Below are 24,264 nucleotides of genomic sequence, written 5' to 3'. Positions count from 1 at the left end.
TCGTTTATATAATCTTTCTGTTCAAACCTGAAACCTACTTAACAGGTCTGCATAAATTATCTTTTTTATTAGCGGTCGCTCCGCATTTGCTGCATGTGAAGCGTTTCTGTTTTTTTTCGGCTTTGCCGCCGCATAACTTTGTCATCGGAGCACCTCACTTTCTTTTCAAGACTTCTTAAGTCTCAATATAACTTATCGATATTGAATGTCAACATCAAATATTATATGCTCTGTACTCCTGATGATTAAATTTATTGCTGTTCGCTTTAACTTTCTTATATTCCACGCCTTTCTGAACCCATGCTTTTTGATTATCTTTTAAATTTTCGTCCAGAATCTCTTTCAGAAAATCCTTGCCGTGCTGTATAGAAACTTCGAAAAGGAGCTCAACACGTCTGTCCATATTTCTTTCCATCCAGTCTGCGGTGGAAAAGAATATACGTTCCTGCCCGTCTGCATAAAAATACATTATTCGCGGATGCTCAAGAAACCGACCTACGATACTGCGGACAGTGACATTCTCCGTAAGACCTTGCAGCCCCGGCTGTATTGCACATATCCCCCTCACTATAAGGTCAATATTCACTCCCGCCTGTGATGCCTCAATGATCTTGTCCACAAGCATCTTTTCCATTATGGAATTCACTTTCACTATTATGCGTGCTTTCTTCCCCGCTTTCGCGTGGGATATCTCTTCGTCTATAAGCTCCAGCAGTTTTGACTTAATAGATCTGGGAGCCAAGTAAAAATGCTTCCAGTTCGCTATCTCTGTATACCCCATCAGAAAGTTGAAAAGCGCGGCGGAGTCACGCCCCACCTCTTCGTCTGCGGTCACATAATCCACATCAGTATATATTCCTGCTGTCATTTCATTAAAATTCCCTGTGGACATGTGAGAATACCGGACGATCCTCCCCTTCTCTTTGCGGACGATAAGCAGGTTCTTAGAGTGTATCTTCAAACCGACTATGCCGTATGTCACTATGCAGCCGGCCTCTTCCAGCATCGCTGCCCAATCGACATTACGAGCTTCATCAAACCTTGCTTTAAGCTCTATCACAACACTGACGTGTTTACCGTTCCGAGCCGCTTTCATAAGGTTTTCCATAATCGTCGAGTTTTTGTTCGCTCTATAGATCGTCATCTTTATTGAAACCACAGACGAATCTGTACTTGCCTTCGCAACCAGACGTGAGATAAAAGAGAAGTCGTGATACGGACGATACATTATTACGTCTTTCTGTTTTATAAATTCAAAAATATCCGTTTTCTCATCAAAGCCTTCCGGCAGTTTGCTCTTGAAAGGCGGATAACACAGTTCAGGCTTTTCAGCAGTAATCCCAAAAAGAGATGTCATATCTATTACGTCATCAATCACATACACATCATCTTTTTCAAACTGCATGAGCTCCGCCATCTTATCCAGAATATCCGAAGGGAGTCTTCCGTCAACTTCCAGCCGGCATATTCCGCCCTTACGCCTTGTTTTCAGGTACTTTTTGATTGAAACAAGGAGGTCTTCTGCGCCCTCCTCTTCAAGGGACAAATCGGCGTTACGGGTTACACGCAGACAGTAGCTGTCAACAATCTCATAGTCAGGGAAAACAAGGGGCAGATATCTCTTCAGAACATCTTCAGCGAAGATATAATAAGTTTTCTCGAGCTTCACACGAAAAATACGCTGCATACTTTCAGGCAGAATTATTATCGAGTGATAAATCTCCCCACCTTTCTTCAGTACGGCATAAACTGACAGGCGGAAATTATATATAAAAGGCATAGGGTTAGCGGAAGACAGCGTCACCGGCGATATAACAGGATAAATCTCTTCGTTAAAAATAGCCTCGGTTATCTCATCCAGCTCAGGATCAACTTCCGGTGCTATCACAATCCCCTTCTTTTCAAGGTCAGACTTCACCTGAACAAAAATCCCCTGCCGGAGATGGGTCAACTCATGAGCCTTTGCACTGATCTTTTCCAGTTGTTCTGCCGGCGTCATTCCGGCTATGTCCGTTTTCCGGTATCCGGCATCATGCTGATCTTTAAGCCCGCCAACACGTATCATAAAAAACTCGTCCAGATTAGACGAAAATATAGCAAGAAACTTCAGCTTTTCAAGGAGCGGAACATCCGGATCAACCGCTTCCATAAGGACTCTTCTGTTAAATTCAAGCCAGCTCAGTTCCCTGTTGATAAAAGGGGTCTGTTCACTCATGTATATTACCTTTTCCGCTTATTTTTAATCGTATAGTATTCTTGTTTCAAGCTCGATGGGGATACCGAATGTATCCATAAAAATACGTCCTTTCTCCTCGAACGATAATTTTTCCAGAAATGGTGTCTTTTTACATTTCGCCCTTATAACAATTTTCCCCTGAAGTATATCAACATCAAAGTCTGTGATAAGGTTCATATGCGAGGCATCCATAGCATCAGAAACACGCAGAATGCTCACGAGCTTTTTGATAAGAAGTCTTTTCTCCATAGGAAAATAATTATACTTATTCTCAAACCAGTGCTCAACATCACCGTTATGCATCAGGGCAAGATAAGAAACAATCTTGACAAACTGCCTGTCCAGCCCGGGGATTTCTATGGACTGCACAAGGTAGTACGAATGCTTGTTGTGGTTTCTGGAGCCTATATAATTGCCGACATCACTGAGTATAGACGCAGCCTCCAACATAAGCTTCTCCCTTCGTCCGAGGGAGTGCAGAGGTCTTAGTTTTTCGAACAGCTTCATCGAGAAACGCACAGTTGTCTCCGCATGTTTCTCGTCCATATTATACCTTCTGCCTATACCGAGGATAGTGCTGCGCACACGATTCACAAACCCTCTGTCTCTTATATTACCGGAATAATAAAGGCTCAGAGTATGAGGGAACGACTGCCTCGTAAACTTCACAGTATCAGTCCCGGCATAGTCCATAAGCTTCAGATATGTAACAAGGGTCGGCAGCAGCACAGACGCCTCATCTTTCCTGATATTCAGGCTTGTCATAATAGTGTCTCTCGGCATCTGTTTAATCTTTTCATAGAGCTTTTCAAGGTCGGATCTCTTGAGTTCATTCTTAACAGGTCTGAAGATGCTCAGCAGAATATTCAGAGAACTGCCCGCACTGATAAAGTGCTTCAGTCTGGTGTCCTTTGACATCCCGCCTTCCATAGAGTGAAACATCTTCATAACATACTGCTCATAAGCTTTGTATCTGCTGATTCGTGGTATGTCGCTGAATATCCGCCGGAGTCGAAGACTGCCGTAAGGAAGTGCTCCGGAGTATATATTCTGCTCATCCTTCAGTATGGCAAGGGCAACATTGCCGCTTGAAATATTAGCGATCAGCACCCCGTCTTTTTCATATTGGCTGAATCCGGCTATGTCATTTTTAACACCGACATATTTGATGTATATTTCATCTGCCGGTTCGATAATCTCTAGATCTATCCCCGTCTCCTGACGGACATGATCTATAAAAAACGCTCTGTTCACAGCCTCACGCACACCACTGGTACAAACAGCTTTGTAATGTTTGCGTATATTGTATTCATCAAGCTTCTGGCTGAATTTCCTCAGGATGTCCGTAGCAAGATAGACATTTTCAAGGGCGATATACCCCTTAGAGAAAGTATCCTTACCAAGGCGAAATGGTTTTATAAGATATTCAAGAGTGCGCTCCTCTCCGTTTACATACTCGCTGATATGCATGCGGAAGGCGCTGGCTCCGATATTAATTGCTGCAAAAATACCGTTTTTCATACAAGCTCTACCGTCTTTTTTAATAGTTTCGAGATCAGTTCTTTTTTAAGTCCAAAATCCCTTATCTCCATTGAAATATCACCCTTGCTCACTGCCTCTATCACAACCGAACTGTCTCTGACATCAACTTTCAGATTTTTTATCTGACCTTTATGTGACCTGTCCAGAGCAATGGCGATGCGAAGTATGGAAGCAAGCTTTATAACGCGCTCCCTGTCAGTGTCGTTCAGCATATTGTAATCCTCATGGCTCTGTTTCGGAGAACTTTTCCTGTGGTATCTTGCGATATTGGCTATAAGCTCAACCTCTTTAACAGAATACCCCACCAGCTCACTGTGCTTTATAAGATAATAAGTATGCTTATGATGCTTAGAATAGGCTATATGTTTCCCTACATCACGAAGCACAGCAGCAGCCTCCAGAAGAACCCAGTCACGCCCGCCAAGACCCATCTCATAGGCAAGCCCCGTATAAAGCTTTTTCGCAAGCTTCATAACCTGCACAGCGCCGGATTCATCAAACTCAAATTTGTTCCCAACTTCTATCAGCCTGGAATATCGTATGTTCTCGGCATTATTCTGAAAAGGGAGCTCTATCCCCATTCTGTTGATAGTATCTATTGTCAGCCCTGCCCTGAGTCCACCTGAAAGGGTATAAAAACCGCTTGCGCCAGTCTCGTTCAGAATCATATCTGTCTGTATTGCAGCCGGCAGAATGAGATCACCCCGCTGTTCTTCCAGCCCTTCTGTTTTTATACGCTGGCTGTAAGATTTTTCACTGAAATCTTTTATAAATTTTTTAAGAAATATACGCTCGACATATTTAACATTGCTGGCACGAACCAGTTTATCTTTGTAATGTTTGACCACAGCAACATTATTCATAGAACCGCCAGTACATATCACCATATCAATATCTCTGCTAAGCCCGACCTCAAGCTGACTCCGCTTGATATGCTCTTTCATGCTGAGAATCTGTGATGATTTCGGAGGGTCATCCAGAAGAAATTCCCTCATAAGCCTATTGCAACCGAGTGGCAGGCTCACGGATCTGACCATTTTACCATCTTCTATTACAGTATACTCAGTGCTCCCGCCGCCTATATCAGCTACGACAGCCTTCCGCCCGGCAAGTTCAAAATTAGCTGTGGCAGCAAGATACGCCAGCCTGGCTTCCTCTTCCCCCGAAATAACTTCTATCTTTATCCCTGTGGCATCCTCAACATGAATAAGAACCTCACCCATGTTGTCTGCCTCACGAAACGCAGCTGTGGCTATGGCGCGTATGGTCTCACACCCACGGCTCTCAGCAAGTTTTTTAACGCCTTTCAGTGTCTCAACGATCCTGTCTATCGCCTCCGGAGTAAAATACCCCACGGTATATATCGTATCACCGAGCCGGAGCATCTCTTTATAATCCTCAAGTATTCTGTAGCTTTTGCCTTTAACCTCGGATATCTGCATACGCAGAGAGTTACTCCCGATGTCTACAACAGCTATATTCAGATAGTCTCCAGCACCCATTTAGTGTCCTTTTTATTTAATAATACTATTAACTTCTTCCCATAATCCAGCAAAAGACCTCGCCGCTGATGATTTAGGAGCAAATTCCGCCACTGGCGAACGGTGCAATCCCATCTTTTCAACATCGGCGCTGTACGGAATCCATGAGTCGAGTGCTCTCACACCCTTCTCGCTGAATGAGTCAGCTATGTCTCTGTGCATCTTTTTGCGCCTGTCCATCATTGAGAAAAAAGCACAGACTTCCGTACCGCGTATCCGCTCGGAGCGTAGGTGCTCCATAAGCATCCCGCAAGTCCGAACAGAAAGCACAGTCGGTATCAGCGGCATAAGCATAACATCAGATGCACGTATAATATTCTCCGACAAAAGACCTATCCCCGGCGGACTGTCCACCAGCAAAAGGTCATAACCTTCAAAAGCTCTTTTAAGGGCTGCCTGAATGACGCGCTTAGGCTTCTTCTGCTCCCCAAGCACAATATCAAGGTTCCGATACGAGAAATCCGAAGGGAGTATATCAACATTATCGAAGTCTGTCGCCTTAATGCTTTTGTCCAGACTGTTCCCTTTTGTCAGAGCCTTGCCAATGTCTTTCTTTATCTTCGGCTTAACCCTGAAATAATAGGTACATGCTGCCTGAGGATCAAGATCCCACACAAGAGTTTTACAACCTGCCAGCCCGGCAAAATATGCCAGATTAACAGACGCTGCCGTTTTGCCCACTCCACCTTTGATATTAAATACTGATACTACTTTCATTTGAACAATTCTCCGAATAAGGGTTTATACCTCATAAACTGAATGATGAGCCGCAAAGCTTTCTCACGCTCTGCCATCTGCCTCTCTGCCAGCACAGCAGAAAGAAAGCCACAGGCAGAAGCTGTCTGCGGGCTCCATTTGCCATTTTCAACGAGTTCTTCCAGAGCCAGCTGCTGAACATAATAGTCGTTATGATCCCCAAGCGAATCCTGAAGAGCTTTCATATCCTTCAGCATCGGCGCAGTTTTTTCTTTATCAAACAGCGAGGAGTAAAATTCCAGCAGATACCTTATCTTTTTGAAGCTGATGCGTATCTCATGCACAGCGTCCGAATGGGTTTCTGTGCTCATACCATCAGCTTGTTTCTCTATCTCATTAAACGCCTGCCGGATAGCCTTTTTAGCTAGCGGCAATACAGGCTTCTTCCCCTTAGAAGCAGCATACTTATCATCAGAAACAACATTTATCCAGTCGGTGCATAGTTTTTCAAACTCACCGGAAAGCAGATAATCCGACAGCTTCCGGTATTCCGCCTCTCTGGTCTTCTTAAAGTAATCAGCCAGTTCCGCCATTCCCCCTTTCAGCCAGCCGGGGAGCATCCTTTCATAATCTTCAATCCTGTCCAGATAGACATCCATATCTCTGGCAACCCCTGTGAGACCACCCAGATTTTTAAAGCGCACGCGAAACTCTTTTTCCATATCCTTGTCAAACACTCCACGGACAAGGGACAGGGCAGACCTAATACGCCTTACTGATACGCGGAAATCGTGCAGAAACTCTATGTCCACATCATTTATAATACCGTCTGTATTCTTGGACATAACATCTATAAGGTGAGTATAAATCTCGCCCATAACTTTATATATAGGGGTCTCAGGGTTAAGCTTTAAAACTGGTTTAGCACTGTAGAATATCAGCTCATCGCCTGTTTTATCCACAAGCAGCTTAACAGCATCACCAAAGCCGCCCTCATTTCCTTCAATCTTCCGCAATCCCTTTGCTGTCTCTTTACCGTACCCACGAAGAGGCGAAAGCCCCATGGCACAAACAGCTTTCCCGCCTGTCTCGATAATATAGGTAATACCTTTAGCTATGGTTTTTTCCAGCTCATCCAGCATAGACACGCTAAATCTGCTGACATTGAATTCATGCTTCGGCAGTAAAACTCTCGGCGAAACGATCCCGTCAACCCTTTTAACGAGCTCTGCATCATCACATGAATCATACTGAGCAAGACTACCGGCAGAAAACAAAAGTCCGCTTCCGTCAACCTTTGTCAGCAGACAGAATCCCTTGTTTAAAAGCAGGTAGTCGTAGCTGTCCTTAAGCATCATCTGCTCTGCTCCGAGATACTTATACTGAAAAGTGAATCCTTCGACGGAATCCGGCTTTTCGTCTGTGATTAAATAATTATCTGTCATGTTATATTAGCACCTTTTGCTGAATAAGATTTATCAACTGTTTATCTTCTATATGAGCGATAGACCCTTTCTTGAATACAATGTTTAAATTACCTCCGGTGAGATAGTGCGACATAAACTCTGACATATCCGGCTCGTGACCAACCACAGCCGTACAAATATCATCAGCGAGATCATCTAATATTTTTTGATAATCCATCGGGGACGCACCCGGATTCAGCTCTCTGGTCACAACAATTTCTGCGCCACAGAGCTTATGCAGTATTTCAGCTGTCTGCAATGCCCTCAGAGCTTCTGAGCAAAATATAATATCTGGGGAGGGATACAGCTTAATAAAACGGCTGAAAGCCTTTCGGGCACGCGTAACACCCCTGTTGACAAGCGGTCTCTTCAGATCCGAATCATGCCAGACAGATCTGTCTTCAGCGTGTCCGTGACGGATAAGATATAACATTGCGCCTTCTCCTACTAAAGAATTTAGCAGAATTAGCTATTTATCTCAATATAAGAGTATTTTTTTGATAGAATTTGCGATAAATGTCAGATTTTTGACAAATATTATTGAATTTTTAAATGATTTGCGGTGCGCCATACCGGACATAACTGCGCACTGCGATCAATGCCATGTCAGCAAACTTATGTTCTCCTTCTGTAAGAGTAACATGTCCATCTTCATTGACATTGAACCTTGCAACCACGCTGCCGCTGCCGTCTGCGATGCTCCCCCTGCCTCTGGTGATGCTCACTGTCCATCCGGCAAAACAAATCTCTCCGGTCTCAATCTTTGTATAGTCCACAGGAACCTCCGTGGATATGCATAAACGGCGGCCCGTAACTGCCGCCGCATATACATGACACCTTAATTATTCGCCAAGAGGGAGAACTTTTCTGCCGTAAACTTCATTCAGTATCTCAGCAGCCCCAACATACATTGCTGAAAGACCGCAGAGAACGCCTTCGAAACCAGCAAATCTCTTGATAGCAACGCTGTGAAACATATCGCCCACGGCAAGAAGTATGAAAAGGATTGTCAGAAGGAAAAATACCATCTGAATTCCTCTATGCATTTTAAGAGTACCCACAAAAAGCACCAGCGTAAAAAGACCCCAGAGAAAGAGGTAAGCTGTCATCGCTGTTGTTGTGGGAGCATCAAATATCCCGAATTTCGGCAGTGCTATTATCGCAACCAGCGTCAGCCAGAAAAGACCGTAGGAAGTAAATGCAACTGTACCGAAAGTATTTTTCTTTTTCCACTCCATGATCCCAACTATGATCTGCGCTATACCACCGTAAAAGATACCCATAGCGAGTATCGCACTACCGATACCGAACAAACCGATGTTGTGAAGATTAAGAAGTATTGTTGTGAGCCCAAACCCCATAAGACCGAGAGGAGCGGGATTAGCTGTTGAGTCAGCTATTACTGTTTCTGCTACTTTTGCTGCGTGATCAAGTGTTGTCACATTTGCAGCTGCTTCTGCTTTATTAGCCATAGATAATCCTCCGTACCTGCATTTGCGCAGATAATAAAAGCGCCGACGTGTTGTTAATCATAATAAAACACATCATCATTCTTAAAAGAGTATATATATGACAATAACATTTTGTTCAATAAGAATTTACATATTCCAATAATACTGAAATTATATATATTCATTGCAAAACAATGTTCTCTAATGGTTAAATTACACATATAACATTAATAATATATATTATTTTACTGATATTAAGTATCACTACACGATCTGAATGAAACATAATTGATATTAAATTATAATATAGTTCTATTTATTAAATATTAATTTTTCTTAATTCTAACTAAAATACTGTATTATTTTATGTTTTACTGATATTAAATTTGTAAACTTATACATAAACTCTATTTAACTTATAAAGCAAACTTAAGATTGTATGTGACCGACTATTGCCTTATATTATAACAATAAAGGGCGGTTTATAACTATGCTGAAACTCACCGATATACAAATCCTTAAACTTGGTAAGATCCTGCATCATATAAGAAATAATAACTTATTCTACAGCCGGATTTTACCTGATGAGCGCATAACCTCATACGAGGCACTCTCCAGCCTCCCCTTCATGACAAACGAACTGCTGGCTCAGGGGTACCCCTTTGCCTATAGCTGCGCCGACACAAAAGGTCTGATTACAGGAAGAATCCAGCAAATAAATAAAGAACCGGTTATGAACTTCTTTACTGACAATGACATTACTCATATAGCAGAGATGACAGCCCGCACTCTCAGCATAGCAGAAGTGACAGACGAAGACACCCTCCTCCTGATAAGCGGGCATGACGAATACCCGTCTTTTGCGGACGCCTGTGAAAAGCTCAGACACTTCCTTATACACGCCGGCAAACTCAGCCACAGAAAACTGTACCAGCTGATAAACGACGCTGACGCAAACTGTCTGATGGGAACAACTAAAGACATAACAGCCTTTATCGAATATTGCAGAGAGAATTCTCTGGAACTGACAGAAACGTCTTTGAAATCAGGAATCTTTTGCGGTAAACCACTGAGTAACGGAACAAGAAAACATCTGGAAAAAGAATCAGGAATGGACATTTACATGACTGCCGGATTTGGCATATTTCTGCACGGCATGGCGTCCGACTGTAAAGAACATGACGGGATGCATCTATGGGATGATCATTATATAGTAGAAATAATTGATGATGAAGGCAAAATACTGCCCGATGGCGAAGAGGGGGAACTTGTAATAACTACCCTCACTCTGGAAGCACTCCCTCTGATACGATTCCGTACAGGCAGGAAATCTGCAATAGTATCAAGAGAAAAATGTACCTGTGGTCTGCACACAGTTAAAATAGACTACCCATCCTAATAAGTGTGCTCATAGCCTTTTTCTGAAATATCAACTCTCCCCTGTTCACGCTCAAGATAAACACCACTTCCGGTTTCAACATAGCCCACACGCACAGCAGAAGGTGCGAGCATCTCCAGCTCGCTTATATCTTTTTCGGCGACAGTGAAAAGAAGCGCGAATTCCTCTCCTGAGCCCAAAGCAAACATAACTGCGTCACCTTTCACATGTAAATGCTCAACAGGAAACCTACTCTCTTCTATCACCATACAAACGCCGCTTTTGTCTGCAATATGAGATGCATCACGCCCAACGCCGTCACTGACATCAATGCACGATGTCGCCAACCCTGTGCGCCCCAGAAGGTCTCCGAGCTCTGTTTCAGCTTTTATCAGATAGTGGTTGTAAGTGTCTCCACCGGCAAGCTCCTGCTCCAGAAGCTCACGGACACGCCCAACAGGACGAGACAGATAAATAACATCTCCGGCGTTAGCTCCGCTTCGCTGAAGCACATGCTGATTTTTCCTGCCGATGATCGTAACTGACACGAAAAGGGAATCCTGAGAAGAAGTAGTATCACCGCCTATCAGCTTTACGCCGTACATTTCGAATGGCTTGACGATATCTTCAGCGTTAACATCATAACCTTCAGGAATGGCAATTCCCAGAAGTCCATACTCTGCTGTTCCGCCCATTGCCGCAATATCGCTGACATTAGCGGTGACTATTTTACGCATAATATGCAGGAAAGGCGCTCCCTTTGTAAAGTGCACCCCTTCTACCATTATGTCTTTTGCAACAAGTGTCTCGCCGAACAAGGCGGCATCATCTCCTACCCCTAGTGTGACACCGCCGTTATTCAGCATTGAAGACAGTCTCTCTATAAGAGAGAATTCTTTATTTTTTTTCAAAATTTTTCCAGTTTATCTCTAAGCATTTTGGCAGCCATGTATGGATCTTCCGCGGCACATATGGCTGACGAAACAGCTACACCGCTTACCCCGGAATTGCTGAGCTGATCAACATTCTCTCCGGTTATCCCGCCTATAGCCACAGAGGGTTTCCCCGCAGCAGCAACGAGCTCCTTTATTCCGGAAGGACCTATAAGCCCCCGCAGGTCAGCCTTTGTGCTGGTGGGGAACGCCGGTCCGGAGCCTATATAGTCCGCCACGCCTGCCGCCCGCACATCGTCCATATCATTACAGGAATACCCTAGAATCAGCTCGGGATACTTTGCCCGCACATTAGAAACAGGGATATCCTTAACACCCAGATGAACAGCCTTTGCACCAAGCATAAGAGCTATGTCCAGCCTATCGTTAACAACAAACAGAACATCACGTCCGTTTATCAGCTCCATAACCTTTTTCCCCGTTGCATACATCTCTGCGGAGGTCGCCCCCTTATCTCGAAGCTGTATGGATGTTACTCCTCCGTTTATCACAGCCGGAATAAACTGTTCCAGAGGCATTTTCAACATACTGGTTTCAAGGATTAGGTACAGTTTAAGGTATTCAGCTATCATTTATTTATTTTTACCTTCGTCTATCTTCACAGCACAGAGCTTCCCGCACATGGTGCACGAATCAAACTCTTTATTATGCCGGAACTTTTTCCTTGCTGTCTCAGGATCAATAGAAAGCTCAAACTGTTTTTCCCAGTTCAGCTCTTTCCTTGCAATGCCCATCTGCACATTGCGCTCCCATGCCCCGGCCACTCCTTTTTCTATATCTGCGATATGTCCGGCGATACGGGAAGCTATGACACCTTCGTAAACGTCATCAACATCCGGCAGACAAAGGTGTTCTGCAGGTGTAACATAGCAGAGAAAGTCAGCACCGGCAGCACCGGCAACAGCTCCACCGATGGCACTTGTGATGTGGTCATAGCCAGGCGCAATATCTGTAGCCAGCGGACCGAGAATATAAAACGGTGCGTCATCACACAGCCTTTTCTGAAGCTGCATATTGGTCTTTATCTGGCTCAGCGGAACATGTCCGGGGCCTTCTATCATAACCTGCACATTTTTATCACGGGCACGCTTGCCAAGCTCGCCAAGTATCATAAGCTCGTCTATCTGAGGTCTGTCGGTCGCATCCGCTATCGCACCGGGACGGAAACCATCGCCAAGACTCAGAGTTACATCATATTTATAAGCTATTTTAAGCAGATCGTCATAATACTCAAAAAGCGGATTCTCACGCCCGTTCTTACGTATCCAGTTAGCGAGTATAGACCCGCCCCTTGACACGATGCCGCATGTTCTTTCGCTATTGTCCATCCTTGCGACAGATTCTTTTGTAATGCCGCAGTGAACAGTGATATAATCCACCCCTTCACTGCACTGCTTTTCTATGTTGCGGAGCAAAACTTCCTCGTCGATATTATCAGTGGTGAGGTCTTTCATAGCAAGCTCGGCAGCCACAGCATAAATGGGCACTGTTCCGAGCATAACAGTACATTTTTCTTCTATCTTCCTGCGCACATCGTTGAGGTCGCCTCCGGTGGAAAGATCCATAACGCTGTCTGCCCCAGCTCTGAGAGCTGCGTCAAGTTTCTGAAGTTCTATATCAATAAAAGGGCAGTCGCCGGATGTTCCGATGTTTGCATTAACCTTTGTTTTCATCTTTTTGCCGATGGCACGGACATCAAAATTTCTGTTAATGTTCTTAGGGATAACAACTTTACCTTCTGCGATAAGCTGTCTCAGCTCCTGTACATCAATCTGCTCATCCTTTGCAACCTTCTCCATCTCCGGAGTTATCGTCCCCTTCTTAGCCGCTTCTAACTGTGTCATATATCTCTCCTTTCCCAAGGTGTGCACCTTGAGGCATATCACTACACTCTATTTAATATCCTTTACGATACCGCTTTTGCGGCTCGCGCCTCTCCCCTGCAATGTCATTACAAACACACCGGTCAACAAAATCCGGCACCTTGAGGCATATCACTACACTCTATTTAATATCCTTTACGATACCGCTTTTGCGGCTCGTGCCTCTCGCCTGCAATGTCATTACAAACACGCCAGTCAACAAAATCCGGCACCTTGAGGCATATCGCTACACTCTATTAATGTACGATATAGCCCATATAGCCCCCTGTGCAAAATTTACGGCACAAAAAAACCCCACTGGAAATCCAGCAGGGTTGGGTTTATATGAATATGCATGATCTACATAATTCCCCTTCCCTACGCCGGCATTATCCGGATCAGGTCTTGGGGTATATCTCAGCCGCCCTATCTAAGGCAACACCCCCAGGGCTGTTAACACTATATACAACTTTGAAAACTTTTTGACAAGTATCTTTTGAGATTATGTCAGTAAGCTATACTGAAATCCTCAAGATTCCCTTCAGCCGCAGAGTACGCAACATCTATCTTCTCCACACTGCACCAGCCTGAGCCTTCGTTAGCGATATCTATCAGATCAATAAGAACCTGCTCCGTCCCTTCGGCAACAATCTCAACAGTTCCGTCAGGCATATTCCTGACATATCCGCAAACACCAAGCGTTGCAGCACGTTTCTGTACTACAGCACGATAGCCGACACCCTGCACACGCCCGTACACAACAGCATGCAGTCTGTTCATAGCTTACTCCACCATCTTAAGCATAAAGCTGCCCATCTCTGCTCCTTTATGGTTAACAACCACCGGATAAGCCATTCCTGCCTTATCTGCTGAGTATTTACGCATAAAATCATTCGGGTTTAGCTTTATGTTAAACCCCCTGTCGTCTCCATTATTATAACTAATACTAGGCGGGACATATCCTTTCAGATTAATTGGATATTCATTCCCGCATGAAACATCAGAAAATGCAGAGAGAAACTCAATTTCATCACCAACTTTTGTTTTGAGTGTATCTCCTGAAAGCAGAGCCTTTTTAACTCCGTTGTGCTTAACAATAAAGACAAAATAGTGTCCGGTTCCATTATTCTTTTTAACTTTTATCTTTATTGTCCCCATTTTATTGTTATCTTTCCGGAAGACAATAACAGAGTCCCCTTTCATTTCGACTTTTTTGCGATAGTCATTAAGGTCGCCGTAACCGAGTATATCACAGGACACCCCTCGGTCATAGTTCCCTTCAATGTGAGTAACTTCGCAAACATCACCTTCTCTGATAAGGATGCTGGAACCCTCTTCGACAATTTTCGGTTCATCATTCACATTTATGACAGCATAGTCCATTTTAGGCTTTTTCAAAAAAATAGTAGGAGCTTCCGGCACTATATCATAAAGTTTCATAAACTCATTCACAGCATAGTTATGATGAAGAATTTTCATCTCTGTAGTCGGAAGATTTTTTGAAGATTCTATAGCATATGCAGGTAAGCAGTATGTCCGCAGGGCATAATAAGTCGCAGTTTTACGCATTTCTGCAAACTTTGTGCCTGTGTTCTGGGTTTTTGTATTAAAGTAATGCATATGATACTGTTCGTCGCCAATCTTTTTATTAGTCTCTTCAAGAACTTTATCCGCATGGGTTCTCAAGTCTAGCTCGGTGCCATCAGCACATTGATAAACATCCGCATCAGTGATAACAGACTGCCCGAACCTATAGGGATTTCGCCATTTATCAATATAAGTAGGCGTATGGTATCCCCACCCGTCATGAAGGTTAAGAAAAACATCAGACTCGCTCATAAGCTGCTTGATGATCTCCACCACTTTATCCATATCTTCTTCTTTAGGATTCTTCTGAAAGCGTCTGTTCATGTCGCCGTCAGGTCCTCTGTCATAAAGGATGATAGACTTGAAATTCGCTCTGGGGATAACGATTAGATTACCTTTTTCAAGGCGCAGATCAGAATAAAGGTCAGCAGAAAGAAAGCCTCCGGGCTCATCCCCCTGGATGCCTCCGACGATGAACATAGTTTTGCCGTCATTCCGCCCGTTTATCCTGTAGATATTCAGTTCATAGTCAGTCCCTTTGAAGTGGACCTCATGCTGTGTGGATGGACGCTCCACAGCAAAGCTCAGATTAACAGAAACAAGTATTGTTATTAAAACAAGGTACCACCTCATTCAGCTCTCCATATCTCAGATGTTATTTTGAAATCTCCGGGACACCCTTTCACTCTGAGGGTTTTGATACCTGTGTCACTGTATGCATCACCACTGTACTTCTGGCGAAACTCGATGGCGTAGCTGACAGGTGAATAAGCTTTAAAGGAGATATTATCAATTACTACTTTTACGTTTTCGAGACCGGCAAATTTCCCAGACTTGTCTTCTCGCCAGCCGGCGTTATTCATACCTCTTGTGGAAAATGCATCAGAATAATTCGCCATATAGTCGTCTATGCTCAAAGACTCCCATGACTTTTTCCAGCTGAGAAGAAACTCATGAACCTTCTCACGCACGTAGCTTTCAGAGCTAATTGGCATAAACTCTTCCGCTGATATTTTGAGACTTTCACCGTCCTGCTCATAATAAAACCGTTTCCTGCCATAGCTGACAACGTTCGGAGCACAGTAAAACTGTGTGAACTCTGCAACGGTTTCTGAATCGCTGTTGGTGTATATGCGAAACCCGTCAGCAGATACTTTTCTGTACGGGAATAAATCCATCAAGTTTTTTTTGTACTTCAGATAGTTTTCAAGGCTCCTGCCTGCGGTATCTTTAAAGTTCGGGTTGTAAGCGGCACTGAAAGCATCGAAATCGCTGTTTCCCCATGCTTCCATATAGTCTGTGACAAGCTTCTTCGCACTTTCGAAATGAGCCCTGAGATCATCAAGAGTCCCCTTAAGACCTTCCTCAGTAACAATAACCGGTGTACCGACTTTAATATAGTCAGCCATCTTCGTCAGCTTCTCATTGTCGAAAGCCACACAGCCTTTAGTAACCGGTACATTTCTTGAAGGGTCGATACCGTGAAGCCATATCCCCCCTCCGGTCTTCCCCTGAAGCCTGTCTTTAAGGTTAGGATATGACAGGGGGTATGCCCCTGTGCCGTATTGTTTGCCAACTTCGCCGTACATAGCACGAAGCTTTTCCGGCGAGAGGAAACCTGTAACAAAGTATACGCCTTCCGGAGTTTTTTCATCCCCCTGAACACGCTTATCTCCATCGACACGCCCAGTCAGCACCTGAAAGCTGTCTAGAACCTCGACTCTCCCCTCTGCAACCTTTAATACATGCAGCCATTTGCCGTTCTTTTCAACAAGAACAGCATTAAAACTGTCCTCCGGTTCGGCAGAAACATTAATGAAACTCTGCGCGAATGACACACTTGTCATAATCAAAATAAGCGCAATAATATTAATCAGATATCTCATTTTTTACCACTCTATGTTTTTTCCGTATAAAAAATATCGATCCAGTTTATTCTTCAGCATGTCGCCAACGGGTTTAGTCATGCCAACTGGAATGGTGTTATAATAAAGTGCAGGTCCATGATAGTCTTGAACTTTTTCTATGTCAAATCCTTTCAGGTATCTCTGTGCAGACTCTAAGGAAATTTGGCTTGAAAGCCCATCCTTAAGCATATCCGCAAGCTGCCAGAAAGCCTGAGAGCTGAGCTCCCCCTGACGCTTTGCAAGCAGAATCCCGTTTTTAGAGAAATTAATGCTCCTCTCCATCTGGGTTGTGAGATAAAGTGAACTGCCCTTTTCATACACTTCAACATACTCCGGAAATGTGTCAAAAAAGCTGCTGACACTTTTGTCCGTTTTTGTTCTGGTATATGCCTCCCCTTCGCCGTCATCCCCTTTTCTTCTGACAGCAGATATAAAAAAACCATCATAAATATCGGTATGGGGCATGTAGCGCACAACATAAGGGTCTATACTGCCGTCCCCTGAGAGCCCGCCTGTGTGTTCTCCTCTGTTTATATCGACAAGCTCGCAGTCAAAATTGTCCAGTATATGCCGGATGACCTCTTCGTTCTCCTCCACGGAAAAGGTACATGTGGAATACACCATAACCCCGCCTTCTTTCAGAGTTTCAAAAGCAGACGAAGCGATCTCTTTCTGAAGTTTTGCCATCCTTTCAACAAGTTCTTGGCACCACTCCGAATTGACAGTCTTATTTCTTCCTATCTTATTTTCGTTGCTGCATGGAGCATCAAGCAGAATACCGTCAAAGAATCTGTCAAATGTTTTATGCAGATTTCGCCCGTCCTTGCCTATGGTTCTGACAGAATAGGCGCCATATTTTTCTATATTAAACTGAAGCGACTTCATCCTCTTGCCAGACGGCTCGTTTGCAATGATTGCACATCTGTTCCCGAGCAAATCTGCTATGGCACATGTCTTCCCGCCGGGAGCGGAAGCAACATCCAGTATATATGGATAGTCAGGCATAAGCCTGCATAAAGTATCAGCGGCAAACACAGAAGATGGGTTCATGATATAAAACCCTCCGGTCTGAAAACCGATGCTTCCGGTCAGCTTATCTTCGCCGCTCTCGACTTTATAAACTTTCGGCAGTCCTTCCGCCTCAGAAAGCTCTACCCCCATCTCTGCAAGCTCAGACAGATAATCCGCACATCTGGAAGATGCCACACGAATGTATTTACTCCGAGCTCCCTCAAGAGCAGAAAAAAATCTTTCTGTTTGCTCACCAACTATTTGACTGTATTTTTCAATAAATGCATTATTTAACATGTGGCAAAGGATAAAACAATTATATTGAGTTATCAACATTAATGTAGTAGATTCCAGACATGAAAATAGTTGTCGCAGGTGCCGGCGAGGTCGGCTTCCACATTGCAGACCACCTTATTAAAGAGGGCAAAGACGTTGTTCTCATTGAAAAGGACGCCGACAGAGCGAAGTTTGCATCATCACATCTTGATTGTCTCGTTATTACCGGAGAGGCATCAAACCTTGAGATTCTGAAACAGGCGGGCATACAGAAAGCTGATGGTTTTATCAGCGCCACTGACTATGACGAAGTCAATATGATCACTTGCTTCATAGTAGCGAGCGAGTATGACGTTCCTGTGAAAATTGCACGTGTACGGAACATGGAATACAGCAAAACACGCCTCGTAGGTCAGAAATACAGCGGTATCGACTACATCGTAAACCCTGAGATAGAAGCTGCCAAGAGCATTGCGTCCACTGTTCAGCACGGTGCCACAAGCGACATATTCCTTTTCGGAAATTCCGACATTCAGCTCAGAGACATATTTGTGGACGAGGACTCATTTTTCAACGGAAAATCCCTGAAACAGATTAAAACAGAGATTAAAGAGGACTTTATCATAGCCGGCATCATGAGGGAAACAGAAGTGATTGTACCCACGGGTGATTCCGTAGTTCAGGATAAAGATCATATCTATATTATCGCTGCCAAAAACACGTTTCTCCAGATACTCAAAAAAACCGGAACAAAACTCCGCAACCTGCACACAGTGGTTGTTCTCGGCGGCGGCAAAATCGGCAGATACGTAACAGAGTTTCTTATAAAAATGGGTAAAAACGTTAAAATAGTAGACAAAGACTACGAAAAATGCAAAAAGCTCGCCTCAGACTATCCGGACATTATGGTTCTTAACGGAGACATCTCCGATGAAAGCCTTTTCGAAGAGGAGAACCTCCACAAAGCGGACGCTATAGTCACTACTACTAAGAACGAAGAGCTGAATATACTCGCTGCGATATACGGAAAATCTAAAGGGATTAAAAGATCCGTGGCTCTTGTCAACAAATCAAACTATCTGAACATCGCCGACGACCTCGGCATCGACTCCACAGTTAGCCCGAAGCTCAGCTCTGTAAACGCTATCCTAAAACACATCAGACGAGGCAATATAAAAAGTGTCTATAAGATTTTTGACGGAAAAGCAGAAGTATCAGAATTCAGCGTACAACGTGAAGCACCTGTCAGCGGCAAAGCCCTGAAAGATATTAAGCTTCCGTCCGGCAGTCTCATCCTTGCCGTTATACGGGGCGGACAGAACATAATCCCCGACGGCAATTTTGCTCTGGAGTCTGGAGATTCTGTCATAACTTTCTGCATCAAAGACACGGCAGATTCATTACAGAAATTTTTCTCCGGTCGATAGGCATGCACTATAAACTTATTATAAAAACCATAGCAATCCTTCAGCTTGTGATAGCTTTCTTTCATCTGGTCTGTGCAGGTGTTGCAATGTATTACGGAGAGACAGAGGCTCTTATCAGCTTCGCTGTATCTATATCCCTCCTCGTGGGAATAGGCGGTTTCTTCATGCTTTTTTACAAAAATACAATACCGGACAATATCAGCACCAAAGACGGATTTCTGCTCGTGGCTCTAAGCTGGCTGGCAGCATCCATAGGCGGTTCACTCCCCTTTTACATCTCCGGTGCGATACCGTCATATACAGATGCTTTTTTTGAGACGATATCCGGTTTTTCCACCACAGGAGCAAGCATCCTGACAAACATAGAGGGACTTCCTTTATCAATCCTCTTCTGGCGTTCACTCACCCACTGGCTGGGGGGGATGGGGATCGTCGTTCTGGCAGTGGCAATCCTCCCTCTGCTGGGGATAGGCGGAATGCAGCTCATAAAAGCGGAAGCACCCGGCCCCACCGTAGACAAAATAACCCCCCGTATCGCTGAAACAGCAAAATACCTCTGGTATATTTATGTTGGTTTTACCGCTGCGGAAACAGTCCTGCTGATGCTCGGCGGAATGAATCTTTTTGATGCACTTACACACACATTCGGTACAGTTGCCACCGGCGGTTTCTCCACTAAGAACATAAGCGTAAGCCATTTTGATTCGGCTTACATTGACTGGGTCATTACTATATTCATGATCCTTGCCGGCGTAAACTTCACCCTTCACTTCCGACTTCTGACCGGCAGATTCAAAAGTGTCACAAAGGACTCTGAGCTTAAGGCTTACCTTGCCATTATAGCTTTGACTACAATAATAATAACCTTTTCTCTCAACGGAACAGTTTACACCAGCCTCGCCGACAGCCTTCGTTTTGCGGCATTTCAGGTGGCAACGTTCATAACAACAACAGGCTTCGCAACAGCGAACTACGAACAGTGGCCGTACCTTGCGCAGATAATACTTTTTATGCTTATGTTCGTGGGTGGATGCTCCGGTTCGACAGGGGGAGGGATAAAAGTGATCCGGCTTGTCACCCTCTTAAAGCAGGGAATAAATGAGATGAAGTATCTGGTTCACCCCAGAGGAGTATTCCTGATACGACTCAGCGGACAAACAGTGAAGAAAGATATTGTTTATGCAGTCAGCGGTTTTTTCTTTCTGTACATTTTTCTTCTTCTGGTTGTTACAATGATAGTAGCAACAAGCGGAGTCGATGTTCTTACATCATTTACAACTTCACTGGCAACAGTGGGAAATATCGGTCCCGGGTTTGGTATGGTCGGTCCCGCAGACAACTACGCTTTTTATCCTGACTATGTAAAATGGACACTAAGTGCCGCTATGATAATAGGCAGGCTGGAAATCTATACTATACTGGTGCTCTTTACACCGACATTCTGGAGAAGATGAAAACTTTCAACATTAAAGTAAAAGGTATCGTGCAGGGGGTCGGATTTCGCCCCTTTATATTCCGTCTGGCAGGTACTCACGGGTTGAAAGGCTTTGTGACCAACAGCTCCTCCGGCGTGGAAATAGAAGTTAACGGCGAAAAACAGCAGATAGAGGATTTTGCTTCTGATATCCAGACTAAATGCCCTCCTCTCGCCCACATTATAGAAGTAACTATAGAATGCATTCCGTTCAGAGAATTTGAAATGTTCTCTATCGAACCCTCTAAAATAACTTCCGGCATAACCCTCGTCCCGCCGGATACTGCTTTATGCGATGAATGCGCTAAAGAGATGGACGACCCCGCAGACAGAAGATATAACTACCCTTTTACTAACTGCACAAACTGCGGACCAAGATATTCTATCATAAAGAAAATGCCCTACGACAGACCTGATACTACCATGTCTAAATTCCGCATGTGCCCTAGCTGCCAGAAGGAATACGACGATCCTGCCGACAGACGCTTTCATGCACAGCCTAATGCCTGTCCTGTCTGCGGCCCTATGGTTTACTTAGGCAAAAATGCAGGGCAGGATGCAATCGACCATGCAGCAGAGATCATAGACAGCGGAGGCATAATAGCAGTAAAAGGACTTGGCGGATATCATCTTATATGTGACGCTACTCAGGACATTCCTGTAAAGACCCTCCGAAACCTGAAAAAGAGACCGGACAAACCCCTAGCTGTTATGTGCAGCTATGAAACTATACAGAAATACTGCGACGATGCTCCGTCCCTTAAGCTTTTCTGCTCCCCGCAGGCGCCGATAGTCATAATGAAAGTACCTGACTTGCCTGTAAGCGCTTTTGCAAACCCGATGTCTCCTAATGTAGGCTGTATCGCGCCATACACACCGCTGCATAGAGTCCTTATGAAAACATGTAAGTCTGACTTCCTTATAGCCACCAGCGGTAATCGCAAAGATGAACCTATTGCCAAGGACGAACGGGAAGCTGAAAAAGCTCTGTCAGAGTTTACCTCTCACTTTCTGCACCACACAAGACCTATCCACAACCGTGTTGACGATTCTCTTGTATCTGTTGTGGACGGCATGCCCTACGTTATGCGCCGTGCCAGAGGTTTTGCACCCTACCCCGTCATGCTCCCGTCTGCGGTGAACGGCTGTGTGCTCGCCCTTGGGGCGCACCTTAAAAACACCATAACCATAGCTAAAGACAATTACGCATTTGTAAGCCAATACATCGGGGATCTGGACAACCCTGACACATGCGAATTCTTTGAAGAGACTATAGATAAGATGAAAATGCTGTACGGTCTTGAACCGGACAGCGTCGTTTGTGACATGCACCCAAACTATCACAGTACGGGTTTTGCTGAGAGTCTTGGTCTTCCGGTACAGCGTGTTCAGCACCATATATCCCACATGATGGCGTGTATGGCTGAAAACGGTCTGAAAGACAACGTATTAGGTGTTGTGCTGGACGGAACAGGTTTGGGGACTGACGGCACAATATGGGGGGGCGAATTTCTCCTTATGAAAAACAGGAAAATATCCAGACCCCAGCACCTGCCGAAAGTTATGCAGCCGGGGATGGATGGCGGTGCTAAAAATCCTGGCAGAATGCTGATTTCTTATCTTCACCACTTCGGCATTCTCGAAAGATATATGGAAACCCTTACCAAAAAACTCTTCATACCTGAAAAAGATATAAAGCTAACCGTGAGCATGATAGAAAAAAATATTAACTGTATACCCACAACCAGCGCAGGAAGGCTGTTTGAAAGCCTCGGTGCTGCCGTTACAGGTGTCACAAAAAACCTCTTTGAGGCACACTCAGCAATGAAGATGGAAGGTCTTGCACACTCAGCTGACAGAAAATACCACAAAGTCACAGACACTGACTCTGATGATTTCTATCGCAATGTATTTGAATACACTTTAAACAGTGTTCAGGCAAATGAAAACCCGCAAATTATTGCAGCAGACATACACAGTAATTTTGTCAAACATATCATTTTCTGCATAAAAAATATCTGCAACATAGAAGAGGTTGGCGATGTCGTCCTCTCCGGAGGCGTTTTCCAAAATCTATTTCTAACAAAAGAACTTACAAAAGTTAGCAGACTAAACATTCATAGACACAAAGCTGTCCCTCCTAACGATTCGTGCATTTCTCTCGGGCAGGCTTATTATAAAACTTATTCCAAAATAAGAAATTTTGGGTCATAATCCCTTTCATAAACACAACCCACTCATTATATTTAATGAGAGGGAAGGTAGAGTATGAACCAAAACATTCCATCCGTTATCCTGATGTGCCGGAAGAATGCATCCTGTCAGATGCTGAAGGACACAGTAGCGTCCTTACCCTTTGATACTTATATATGCAGCAACGAACAGCACGCTTTCGACATTCTCGAAAAGCAGTCGATAGATATCATAATTACGGAGTTTGATCTGGAGGAATCCAGCGGAATATCTTTTCTGCAAGCTATTCTGGAGCGCAGTAAACAAAACACGCGTATTATTTTCGGACATCAGGCAAATGAAGAAATAATTATCAAATCAATCATTAAAGGGACAGCCTGCGCCTACATTGACGATTCTACAAAGCCAGAGCTTCTAAAAAAGAAACTTTTAGATATTGCGAGAATTCGTGCAGACATGACTAATCAGAAAATACTAGAGATACTTCCTGGGTCAAACGAGTTTCCTATTGATATGTCTGTATATGAAGAGCTCATGGAGGCAATTAATGATGAAAAGCCACTGCCGGACATCGCAACAATAATAGCAAAAGACATAACCCTTACTGCCAAAGTTCTTCAGGTGGCAAACTCTGCTTTTTTCGGAAGTTTTTGCGGAACATCTATCGAAAAAGCAATTATATATATGGGAATGAATCCCGTTAAAGACATCGTACTGCTGCACTCGCTTTCTGCTAATCTTCAGCTGAACTCCGCTCAGAACAGAGAGCTTGAATCCATTGTACGGCACTCGATTGAAACAAATTACTACATGCATGCAATAGCGAAAAAATCAGGCACATGCCATATTACCACACTAAACAGCTCTATAGGCATTATTCATGACATCGGAAAACTTGTTCAGCTTGTATTTTTCCCTATGGAGTTTAACAGCATCACTGAATACCGCAATGATAACCCCAACACAGACTACTACACCTGCGAGCTGGAGACAGGAAATATATCCCTTAAGCATTCTGAGATCGGAGCCTACTTTCTTAGCTGTTGGAACTTTAATCAATACTCTGTCGAAGCAGCTCTTTATCATCATGAGCCTGAGCTGGCAACAGACGAAATGCGCCCCTGCATTGAGGCTCTGTTCCTCGCAAATACCATTTCCGACATAAGAGCCGGGTATAACCTTTCATTAGAAGATGCACTTGCAAGATGTCTGCATATAGATATGGAACCTAGCGACATACTAACTATACTGCCGCCGCTGTAGA

The 24,264-nt window shown here is 44.1% G+C and carries 20 protein-coding genes and 1 riboswitch; of the genes, 5 read left to right on the top strand and 15 right to left on the bottom strand.

The annotated features are described in order from the left end of the window. Positions 1 to 214 precede the first annotated feature (214 nt). The 8 genes from ppk1 to DACET_RS15115 all read right to left on the bottom strand — a co-directional run bounded on the left by ppk1 (position 215) and on the right by DACET_RS15115 (position 8,953). Positions 215 to 2,215: a polyphosphate kinase 1 gene (gene ppk1, locus DACET_RS15150; protein ID WP_013012237.1), complete on the bottom strand. Its 2,001-nt coding sequence runs from the start codon at positions 2,213 to 2,215 to the stop codon at positions 215 to 217. Positions 2,216 to 2,239: 24 nt separating this feature from the next. Next, positions 2,240 to 3,757: a Ppx/GppA phosphatase family protein gene (locus DACET_RS15145; RefSeq protein ID WP_013012236.1), complete on the bottom strand. Its 1,518-nt coding sequence runs from the start codon at positions 3,755 to 3,757 to the stop codon at positions 2,240 to 2,242. Beyond that, entirely contained in the window at positions 3,754 to 5,280 is a 1,527-nt protein-coding gene (locus tag DACET_RS15140; RefSeq protein ID WP_013012235.1) for a Ppx/GppA phosphatase family protein, read from the bottom strand. The genes DACET_RS15145 and DACET_RS15140 overlap by 4 nt, the downstream gene beginning before the upstream one ends. Before the next feature lie 12 nt (positions 5,281 to 5,292). Beyond that, on the bottom strand, positions 5,293 to 6,036 hold the full coding sequence (locus tag DACET_RS15135) for a ParA family protein (RefSeq protein ID WP_013012234.1): 744 nt from the start codon (positions 6,034 to 6,036) through the stop codon (positions 5,293 to 5,295). Continuing rightward, positions 6,033 to 7,460, bottom strand: coding sequence for a CHAD domain-containing protein (locus DACET_RS15130; protein ID WP_013012233.1), 1,428 nt, complete (start codon positions 7,458 to 7,460; stop codon positions 6,033 to 6,035). Before DACET_RS15130 ends, DACET_RS15135 begins: the two co-directional genes overlap by 4 nt. Before the next feature lies 1 nt (position 7,461). Next, on the bottom strand, positions 7,462 to 7,914 hold the full coding sequence (locus DACET_RS15125) for a SixA phosphatase family protein (RefSeq protein ID WP_013012232.1): 453 nt from the start codon (positions 7,912 to 7,914) through the stop codon (positions 7,462 to 7,464). 115 nt (positions 7,915 to 8,029) lie between these two features. Beyond that, entirely contained in the window at positions 8,030 to 8,257 is a 228-nt protein-coding gene (locus DACET_RS15120) for a hypothetical protein (RefSeq protein WP_013012231.1), read from the bottom strand. 66 nt (positions 8,258 to 8,323) lie between these two features. Beyond that, positions 8,324 to 8,953 (bottom strand): acetate uptake transporter, encoded by a 630-nt coding sequence (locus DACET_RS15115; RefSeq protein ID WP_013012230.1) that lies wholly within the window; start codon positions 8,951 to 8,953, stop codon positions 8,324 to 8,326. Between the two features lie 469 nt (positions 8,954 to 9,422). Between DACET_RS15115 and DACET_RS15110 the strand changes: the two genes are divergently transcribed. Next, on the top strand, positions 9,423 to 10,331 hold the full coding sequence (locus tag DACET_RS15110; protein ID WP_013012229.1) for a phenylacetate--CoA ligase family protein: 909 nt from the start codon (positions 9,423 to 9,425) through the stop codon (positions 10,329 to 10,331). On the opposite strand, the gene thiL is transcribed toward DACET_RS15110, so the two are convergent. The 7 genes from thiL to DACET_RS15075 form a co-directional block, all read right to left on the bottom strand. Continuing rightward, complete coding sequence (thiL, locus tag DACET_RS15105; protein WP_041230022.1) at positions 10,328 to 11,221, bottom strand: thiamine-phosphate kinase; 894 nt, start codon at positions 11,219 to 11,221, stop codon at positions 10,328 to 10,330. The genes DACET_RS15110 and thiL overlap by 4 nt on opposite strands. After that, positions 11,218 to 11,835: a thiamine phosphate synthase gene (gene thiE / locus DACET_RS15100; protein WP_013012227.1), complete on the bottom strand. Its 618-nt coding sequence runs from the start codon at positions 11,833 to 11,835 to the stop codon at positions 11,218 to 11,220. The genes thiL and thiE overlap by 4 nt, the downstream gene beginning before the upstream one ends. Continuing rightward, positions 11,836 to 13,107, bottom strand: a complete 1,272-nt coding sequence (thiC, locus tag DACET_RS15095) for a phosphomethylpyrimidine synthase ThiC (RefSeq protein WP_013012226.1) — start codon at positions 13,105 to 13,107, stop codon at positions 11,836 to 11,838. A 376-nt stretch (positions 13,108 to 13,483) separates the two neighbouring features. Further along, a riboswitch (TPP riboswitch) is annotated at positions 13,484 to 13,581 on the bottom strand. Positions 13,582 to 13,632: 51 nt separating this feature from the next. Continuing rightward, positions 13,633 to 13,905: an acylphosphatase gene (locus DACET_RS15090; protein ID WP_013012225.1), complete on the bottom strand. Its 273-nt coding sequence runs from the start codon at positions 13,903 to 13,905 to the stop codon at positions 13,633 to 13,635. 3 nt (positions 13,906 to 13,908) lie between these two features. Next, positions 13,909 to 15,345 carry a M14/M99 family metallopeptidase gene (locus DACET_RS15085; protein ID WP_013012224.1) on the bottom strand — a complete coding sequence of 479 codons (1,437 nt, stop codon included), beginning with the start codon at positions 15,343 to 15,345 and terminating at the stop codon, positions 13,909 to 13,911. Further along, positions 15,342 to 16,598, bottom strand: coding sequence for a L,D-transpeptidase family protein (locus DACET_RS15080; RefSeq protein ID WP_013012223.1), 1,257 nt, complete (start codon positions 16,596 to 16,598; stop codon positions 15,342 to 15,344). The genes DACET_RS15085 and DACET_RS15080 overlap by 4 nt, the downstream gene beginning before the upstream one ends. Before the next feature lie 3 nt (positions 16,599 to 16,601). Further along, the gene (locus DACET_RS15075) at positions 16,602 to 17,927 is read right to left on the bottom strand and encodes an RsmB/NOP family class I SAM-dependent RNA methyltransferase (protein WP_013012222.1); all 1,326 of its coding nucleotides are present in this window, start codon (positions 17,925 to 17,927) and stop codon (positions 16,602 to 16,604) included. A 59-nt stretch (positions 17,928 to 17,986) separates the two neighbouring features. Here DACET_RS15075 and trkA point away from each other — a divergent pair, with 59 nt between their 5' ends. The 4 genes from trkA to DACET_RS15055 are packed head-to-tail and all read left to right on the top strand — an operon-like array spanning position 17,987 to position 24,263. Beyond that, the gene (gene trkA, locus DACET_RS15070; RefSeq protein ID WP_013012221.1) at positions 17,987 to 19,333 is read left to right on the top strand and encodes a Trk system potassium transporter TrkA; all 1,347 of its coding nucleotides are present in this window, start codon (positions 17,987 to 17,989) and stop codon (positions 19,331 to 19,333) included. Between the two features lie 2 nt (positions 19,334 to 19,335). Then, positions 19,336 to 20,787, top strand: a complete 1,452-nt coding sequence (locus DACET_RS15065; protein ID WP_013012220.1) for a TrkH family potassium uptake protein — start codon at positions 19,336 to 19,338, stop codon at positions 20,785 to 20,787. Next, positions 20,700 to 23,021 (top strand): carbamoyltransferase HypF, encoded by a 2,322-nt coding sequence (gene hypF / locus DACET_RS15060; RefSeq protein WP_083772440.1) that lies wholly within the window; start codon positions 20,700 to 20,702, stop codon positions 23,019 to 23,021. Before DACET_RS15065 ends, hypF begins: the two co-directional genes overlap by 88 nt. 54 nt (positions 23,022 to 23,075) lie before the next feature. Further along, on the top strand, positions 23,076 to 24,263 hold the full coding sequence (locus DACET_RS15055) for an HDOD domain-containing protein (protein ID WP_013012218.1): 1,188 nt from the start codon (positions 23,076 to 23,078) through the stop codon (positions 24,261 to 24,263). Position 24,264: the final 1 nt, after the last annotated feature.

The sequence above is a fragment of the Denitrovibrio acetiphilus DSM 12809 genome (assembly GCF_000025725.1).
Taxonomy (GTDB): Bacteria; Chrysiogenota; Deferribacteres; order Deferribacterales; family Geovibrionaceae; genus Denitrovibrio; species Denitrovibrio acetiphilus.
Note: the sequence above shows the minus strand (reverse complement) of the source record. Positions and strands in the feature narration are given on the sequence as shown.